At 47.8% G+C, this 2156-nt stretch carries 5 protein-coding genes; 2 read left to right on the forward strand and 3 right to left on the reverse strand.

Annotated elements, in window-relative coordinates:
• Nucleotides 1-93: 93 nt before the first annotated feature.
• Genes OXN25_17870 through OXN25_17880 form a run of 3 tightly spaced genes read right to left on the reverse strand, consistent with a single transcriptional unit; the run spans nt 94 to nt 1026 of the window.
• Nucleotides 94-324, reverse strand: a complete 231-nt coding sequence (locus OXN25_17870; protein MDE0426722.1) for a hypothetical protein — start codon at nt 322-324, stop codon at nt 94-96.
• 21 nt (nt 325-345) lie between these two features.
• The gene (locus tag OXN25_17875) at nt 346-633 is read right to left on the reverse strand and encodes a hypothetical protein (protein ID MDE0426723.1); all 288 of its coding nucleotides are present in this window, start codon (nt 631-633) and stop codon (nt 346-348) included.
• A gap of 60 nt (nt 634-693) precedes the next feature.
• Nucleotides 694-1026, reverse strand: a complete 333-nt coding sequence (locus tag OXN25_17880) for a tetratricopeptide repeat protein (protein ID MDE0426724.1) — start codon at nt 1024-1026, stop codon at nt 694-696.
• A gap of 144 nt (nt 1027-1170) precedes the next feature.
• Between OXN25_17880 and OXN25_17885 the strand changes: the two genes are divergently transcribed.
• Together OXN25_17885 and OXN25_17890 are read left to right on the forward strand one after the other, a co-directional pair.
• On the forward strand, nt 1171-1899 hold the full coding sequence (locus OXN25_17885; protein MDE0426725.1) for a M14 family metallocarboxypeptidase: 729 nt from the start codon (nt 1171-1173) through the stop codon (nt 1897-1899).
• Nucleotides 1900-2156 (forward strand): mandelate racemase/muconate lactonizing enzyme family protein (locus OXN25_17890; GenBank protein ID MDE0426726.1); only part of this gene is annotated, 257 nt, incomplete at its 3' end.

A 2156-nucleotide genomic window follows, 5' to 3' on the forward strand; every position in this document is an offset into this window, starting at 1 on the left:
TCGTTTATTTCGCAGCTATATTGATCACTGCTAACAAAATGTAAACACTACGTACTACTTTATCGGATGGCGTTTTATTAATTTTTCCGTAAATTACGATTCGCCGTTTTTTGTTAACCGCGCGACGATTTCTTCAACGGCACCCGCTGCGCGCTCCCGAATCTGATCGGGTGTGAGACTCTGGATCGGGTGTGGCACAGTGAGGGGTTCCAAGTCGCTATGCCCGAGCACACGCGCCTGTACTTTACCCGCAGCAAAAAAAACTTCTGTACAGACTGCGACACTGGGGACACCGCGTTCCTCTAAAGCACTTCCATCGTGCATACTGCACGATATGCAAGAGCCTCAGTCGGCAAGTCCTTCAATAACGAAGTCTGCCTGCTCCGCGAGTTCAGCGAGCAATTCCGTCGGTGCCGGACGCGTGAATGTCGGTTTTTTGACCTGAATCACTTCGGCAAGGTCAAACCGTTCTTGCATTAATTCAGCAATGCGGTCGAGAAAAATATCACTACCATTTTTCGTGATGTTCAGGAGACCCATTACTTTTCCATCAAGGCTATCGAGCCGCGGTGAGAGAAATTTCGCTGGCGCATCACCTTGAGAGGTTGGATCGAGTAAAGTGGCGTTTGGCATTAGAAAACCTCAATATTCTGTTGCTGGCGAGATTTATAACCTCGCCAATCCTTCCAGAGATCATGTAGATGAACCGGATGCTTCCATCTGCAGCTGCTGCGACTTTGCCATCGCATCTTCTGCTTCTTGAATCATCCCTTTTCGTTGGTAACACACGGATAAACTGGTATATGCAAGCGGGTCCTTCGGGTTAATTTCTATGGCTTTCTGGACAGCCTCGATGGCTTCATCGTATAAACTCAGCCGTTCATAAGCGTGTCCCAGCCCAAGGTGTCCTTCGATGTAGTCTGGATACGTGTCAGTGAGTTCTTTGAAGGCGTTGACAGCCGCTTCAAGGTCGTTCTCCGCAAAGTGCGTGAGCGCAGCGTCGTAAAGTTCTGCTTCGGTTGGCATCTTTTGTGTCCTTTGGGATATAAGTTTAACGAGATTTTATCAAAAAATAGGGTAAATGTCAACATAAAATGATTCTGAAAAACCGTTTGGATATTGAGTCGTTTTGCGGTATGCTACGGCATACCTGTTAAGGAGTTTTGAAATTTGCGCGATTACACTGAAATCACTGAACGTCTGAAACGCTTGGATGTGTCAATGGCATTACTGGGGACTGCCCACGGTTATCCGATACATCAGATTTGCTTAGCGTCCCCATCTGCACAGGCAGCGCGACAAGTGCTTATCACGGGTGGTATGCACGGCGATGAACCCGCTGGTGTTGAGGCAGTCTTACAATTCCTTGAACGTGACAACACCCCACTCCTGAAAAACTTCTCATTTTTGGTGATTCCGTGCATTAACCCCTACGGTTACGTTCACAACACGCGTGAGACGTTTGATGGTGTAGACATCAACCGCGCCTTTGAAGCAGAAGATATTGCTGAGGTCGCTATTGTCAAACAGGCACTCGGTCAAACCCAATTCTCGCTCGCAATAGACTTCCATGAAGACTATGATGCGACTGGATTTTACCTCTACGAAGGCAAACGGGACGAAAAATACATTGGACCCGAGCTCGCCGCTGCTGCGAAAGCAGTTGGTCCCATAGATCCAGATGACCCGGGTGAAGATGCTCCAGACCTTGCCGAAGGTGTCTACAAAGTCGCCACTTCATGGGGTACGCAAGGTTTGACCCCTTACCTGTTGCATTTTCACAGTGAACATGTTATCATCTCTGAGACACCAACGGTCTGGGAACTTCAACAACGCGCATCGCTCCATTTAACAATACTGGATACCGCGCTAAACATCCTATCGGAAAGGGACGTATAGATGGAAGATCAACAAATACTGTCAAATGTCAATACTGCTTCTCAACCTTCGGCACTCAAAATCACTGACATGCGTATTGTGCGGACCCAAACGGGGGGTCCTATCTTGAAATTGGACACCAACCAAGGTATTTATGGGCTTGGCGAGGTTCGTGATGGTGCGAGTCCGACGTATGCGTTGATGCTCAAAAGTCGGATTCTGGGTGAAAATCCGTGTAACGTCGATAAAATCTTTCGACAGATTAAACAGTTCGGTCA

Source organism: Candidatus Poribacteria bacterium (assembly GCA_028820845.1).
GTDB lineage: Bacteria > Poribacteria > WGA-4E > WGA-4E > WGA-3G > WGA-3G.

Bases quoted from the DNA above. Each gene is read 5' to 3' on its own strand.
- OXN25_17875 (MDE0426723.1), bottom strand. From the start codon at position 633: ATGCCAAACGCCACTTTACTCGATCCAACCTCTCAAGGTGATGCGCCA.
- OXN25_17870 (MDE0426722.1), bottom strand. From the start codon at position 324: ATGCACGATGGAAGTGCTTTAGAGGAACGCGGTGTCCCCAGTGTCGCA.
- OXN25_17880 (MDE0426724.1), bottom strand. From the start codon at position 1,026: ATGCCAACCGAAGCAGAACTTTACGACGCTGCGCTCACGCACTTTGCG.